The 4,528-nt window shown below is 73.5% G+C and carries 4 protein-coding genes; all 4 read right to left on the bottom strand.

The genetic code is table 11. From position 1 onward, the window contains the following. Nucleotides 1–154 precede the first annotated feature (154 nt). Entirely contained in the window at nucleotides 155–1,042 is an 888-nt protein-coding gene (sucD, locus tag ACZ6SD_RS14345; protein ID WP_465317387.1) for a succinate--CoA ligase subunit alpha, read from the bottom strand. A 2-nt stretch (nucleotides 1,043–1,044) separates the two neighbouring features. Beyond that, a complete protein-coding gene (gene sucC / locus ACZ6SD_RS14340; protein ID WP_465317386.1) occupies nucleotides 1,045–2,214 on the bottom strand; it encodes an ADP-forming succinate--CoA ligase subunit beta in 1,170 nt (389 codons plus the stop codon). Between the two features lie 100 nt (nucleotides 2,215–2,314). Continuing rightward, nucleotides 2,315–2,635, bottom strand: a complete 321-nt coding sequence (locus ACZ6SD_RS14335) for a hypothetical protein (RefSeq protein ID WP_465317385.1) — start codon at nucleotides 2,633–2,635, stop codon at nucleotides 2,315–2,317. Further along, nucleotides 2,632–4,398, bottom strand: a complete 1,767-nt coding sequence (locus tag ACZ6SD_RS14330; protein WP_465317384.1) for a hypothetical protein — start codon at nucleotides 4,396–4,398, stop codon at nucleotides 2,632–2,634. Before ACZ6SD_RS14330 ends, ACZ6SD_RS14335 begins: the two co-directional genes overlap by 4 nt. Nucleotides 4,399–4,528 lie beyond the last annotated feature (130 nt).

Here is a 4,528-nt window from a genome sequence, read left to right as displayed (position 1 = left end):
CCACCCGCCACCCACACCCCCCCAACCCCCTCCCCCCCCCCCTTCCCCCCCCCCCCCCCCAAAAAAACCCCCCCCCCCCCCCCCCCCCCCCCCCCCCCCCCCACGGTGTGGTCCTAACACCTCAGCGTGGTCGCCTCAGTGTCATCACGATTCCTCAGCGCGCCTCGAACAGCTCGCGCGCCAGGGCCGCGGTCTCCGACGGCGTCTTGCCGACCTTGACCCCGGCGGCCTCAAGGGCCTCCTTCTTGGCCTGCGCGGTGCCCGCCGAGCCGGAGACGATGGCGCCCGCGTGGCCCATGGTCTTGCCCTCGGGGGCGGTGAAGCCCGCCACGTAGCCGACGACCGGCTTGGTGACGTTCTCCTTGATGTAGGCCGCGGCCCGCTCCTCGGCGTCGCCGCCGATCTCGCCGATCATCACGATCAGCTCGGTCTCCGGGTCCGCCTCGAACGCGGCGAGCGCGTCGATGTGGGTGGTGCCGATGATCGGGTCGCCGCCGATGCCGACCGCGGACGAGAAGCCGATGTCGCGCAGCTCGTACATCATCTGGTAGGTCAGCGTGCCGGACTTCGACACCAGGCCGATCTTGCCGGGGCCGGTGATGTCGGCGGGGATGATGCCCGCGTTCGACTGTCCGGGGCTGATCAGGCCGGGGCAGTTGGGGCCGATGATCCGCGTCTTGTTGCCCTTGGCGACCGCGTGCGCCCAGAAGTAGGCGCTGTCGTGCACCGGGATGCCCTCGGTGATCACCACGGCCAGCTCGATCTCGGCGTCGATCGCCTCGATGACGGCGTCCTTGGCGAACTTCGGCGGCACGAAGATCACCGTCACGTCCGCGCCGGTGGCCTCCATCGCCTCGGCGACGGTCGCGAAGACCGGCAGCGAGACGCCCTCGATCTCGACCTTGGTGCCCGCCTTGCGCGGGTTCACCCCGCCGACGATGTTGGTGCCGGACTTGAGCATCCGGCCGGTGTGCTTGGTGCCCTCGGAGCCGGTCATGCCCTGCACGATGACCTTGCTCTGGCTGGTCAGGAAGATAGCCATTGTCAGACCCCCGCGGCCGCGAGCTCGGCGGCCTTGTCGGCAGCGTTGTCCATAGTGTCGACCACGGTAACCAGCGGGTGGTTGGCCTCGGCCAGAATGCGCCGACCCTCGTCGACGTTGTTGCCGTCCAGGCGCACGACGAGCGGCTTGGTGGCCTCGTCGCCCAGGATGGCCAGCGCCGCGACGATGCCGTTGGCGACCGCGTCGCAGGCGGTGATGCCGCCGAAGACATTGACGAACACGGACTTGACGTCCGGGTCGTTCAGGATGATGTGCAGGCCGTTGGCCATCACCTCGGCGGACGCGCCGCCGCCGATGTCGAGGAAGTTGGCGGGCTTCACGCCGTTGTGCTTCTCGCCCGCGTAGGCCACCACGTCCAGGGTGGACATGACCAGGCCCGCGCCGTTGCCGATGATGCCGACCTCGCCGTCGAGCTTGACGTAGTTGAGGTCCTTGGCCTTGGCCGCGGCCTCCAGCGGGTCCTCGGCCTCGGTGTCCACCAGGTCGGCGTGCGCCGGGTGGCGGAAGGACGCGTTCTCGTCCAGGGTGACCTTGCCGTCGAGGGCGATGATCTTGTCCTGCGGGTCGCGGACCAGCGGGTTCACCTCGACCAGCGTGGCGTCCTCCTTCACGAAGGCGTCCCACAGCTTGACGATGACCTCGGCGGCCTGCTCGGCCACCGGGGCCGGAATCTTCGCCTGGGCCACGATGTCGCGGGCCTTGGCCAGGTCGACGCCCTCGATCGCGTCCACGGGGACCTTGGCCAGCGCCTCGGGGCGCTCCACGGCGAGCTGCTCGATCTCCATGCCGCCCTCGGCCGAGGCCATGGCGAGGAAGGTCCGGTTGGCCCGGTCGAGCAGGAAGGAGAAGTAGTACTCCTCGGCGATGTCGGACGCCACGGTCACCAGCACCTTGCGGGTGATGTGCCCCTTGATGTCCAGTCCGAGGATCGCTTCGGCCTTGACCTGGGCGTCGGCCGGGTCGTCGGCGAGCTTCACGCCGCCCGCCTTGCCGCGGCCGCCGGTCTTGACCTGCGACTTGATGACGACGGTCTGCCCGAGCTGCTCCGCGATGGCGCGGGCTTCCTCGGGGGTGCTTGCCACGTCGCCCGGCAGGACCGGGACCCCGTGGGCGGCGAAGAGGTCCTTCGCCTGGTACTCGTACAGGTCCACTCGACAGTCTCCTGACTACGGTGTCGACGCGCTGCTGTCGGACGGTGGGAACCCTAGCGACGTGGGAATGGGGTTGACACTTCGCACCCGGTGAGGTCCATCACGGCAGGTGGTGAGTTCGCTCACCGCTCGTGGCGGGCCGCACGTCCGGTTTCGCTCGCCAGGCCAGGACGGCGTCGAACCCGAGGACCTCGACGTCGAGAGCGTCCTGTTCGGACAGCAGCGCCGCGACCATTTCCCGCTGCTCGTCGACGGCGATCGCGTCGGCGTCCTCTTGCAGCGCGGTGCCGACGACGTGCGCGGGATCGGTGAGCCTGCCGGTGTAGATGACCTCGACGCCCACGTCGCGCAGGTCGCGCGCGACGGCTTGGGCGCGGTCGCCCGGCCCGAGTTCGGCGAGGACGATCCGCACGCGCCTCATCGGCGCGCCACCGCGGTCGCGGCGCCGACGACCAGGGCCGCCAGGCAGGCCAGCGACAGCCACAGGCCGGGGCCGGGGCTCGACTGCTCGGCGCGGGCCGCGGTCAGCGGGAACTCCAGCACCCGCACGCCGACGAGCCCGGCGGCGCCGAGCAGCAGCGCGGCCGCGCGGGTGGGCCGGGACACCGGGGCTATCGCGGTGACGGCAAGCACGACCAGAACCGCGAGCAGCAGGCCCCAGGACGCCAGCCGGAACTCGGCCCAGATGCCCGGCGGGACCAGGGCGGGCGCCTTGACCGCGGGCAGGCCGAAGGCGCCGACGGCGAACAGGGCGGCCGCGGCCAGCGGACCGGCGAGCGACAGGTTTGCCTGGCGTTCGGTCAGGTCGACGTCGTCGCGTTCGGCGCCGCCCGCGATCCCGCCCGCCACGGCGGCGGCGACGGCGAACGCGAGCGCGGCGACCGCGGACCACACGCCCTTCCCGACGCGGACATCGTCGCTTACCCCGGTGGCGGTGAACGCGGCGTCGAGCGCGGCCGCGGCCGCGAGCGGGACGGCGGCGAGCGCGACGGTGAACGCGGGCCGCACGGCGGGCGCGGCGCGCGGGGCGAGCATGGCGGCGGAGAGGCCGAGCACGAGCAGCCCGGCCGGGATGAACAGCCGGTTCGAGTAGGCGACCGGCGCTTCGACGCCCGGGGCGACCACGAGCTGGGCGCCGAAGGCCGCGCCGAGCGCCGCGACACCCGCCAGGAGGCCGAGGACCCCGGCGACCCGGTGCACCCGGTCGGACTCCAGGCTCAGCTCGCGCCGCTCGGGTTCGGGCGCGTCCCGGCCGAGCAGCCAGACGGCCGCGGTGACGGCGACTACGCCCAGGGTCGCGAAGTACGGCCCGGGCGCGGGGCCGAGCCGGTCGACCAGCAGGCCCGCGGCGATTTGCGGCCCGGTGACCGCCAGGACGGCCAGCGCCACGCCGGTCAGCACGCCGCGGGCGACGGCGGGCCGGTCGGACCCGGCGGCGAACACCGCGGCCGCGGCCGTGGCGGCGGCGAGGGCCAGCAGGCCGTAGCGGGCCGGGGCCGGGCTGGCGATGACGTCGCCCGCGAGCACGAACGCGTCGGCGGAGGCGAACGGCGCGAGCAGCAGCCCGACGGCGCCGCTGCCCGCGACCAGGGCGAAGAACAGCGAGATCCCCCGCGCCCGGGCGGAACGGTCGTCGGAGTGGTCATCGAACTCGGCGGCGTACGCGGTCCCGAGCGGAGCCCCCGCCCGCCCGACCGCGAGCACCCCGGCGACGGCGGCGGCGAGGTGCCCGCCGAGCAGCAGCCACACCCCGCCGCTCGCGGTGAGCGGCGCGAGGCTGGTGGGCACCATGATCTCGGGCCGCGAGGCCACCAGCGGCTCGGCGAGGAACTGCGCGTCGACCAGCGCCCGCCCGGGCGCGAGCAACGCCGCCCCGACGAGCACACCCGCGGCCGTAACCGCGCGGCCAGCCAGGGTGAGGACCACCGCGCACAGCGGCGGCAGCACCGCGAGCACCACCAGCAGCGGCACCGCGCCAAACCCCCGCGGCGGCGAGCCGTCCACCAGCCCGACGACCGGCCCCACGCTCAGCAGCACAGCGCCCACCACGGCGAACCCCAGCGCGGCGCGGACGCGGAGCGGCACCTCGCCCCACCCGATCCGCTCACCGGGGACAGGCACAGGATCGGTGTCGCCCGCGATGGCCGCCGAGCGGCCCAGCGGCATTCGGGTCCGCGAAGTCATCGACGGCAACGCTAGCAACCCGCACGTCCGAAGGCCGGACAAGACCGCCCGACCCCCGTGCCTCGCCCCGCCTCCCTGACTCGACCGGCCGCTAACGCGGCAGCCCCTCGCCTGCCCGGCCTCGCAGGGC

The organism is Actinokineospora sp. NPDC051303 (assembly GCF_055586285.1).
The sequence above is the reverse complement of the archived record's forward strand: the minus strand, read 5'-3'. Positions and strand labels throughout refer to the sequence as shown.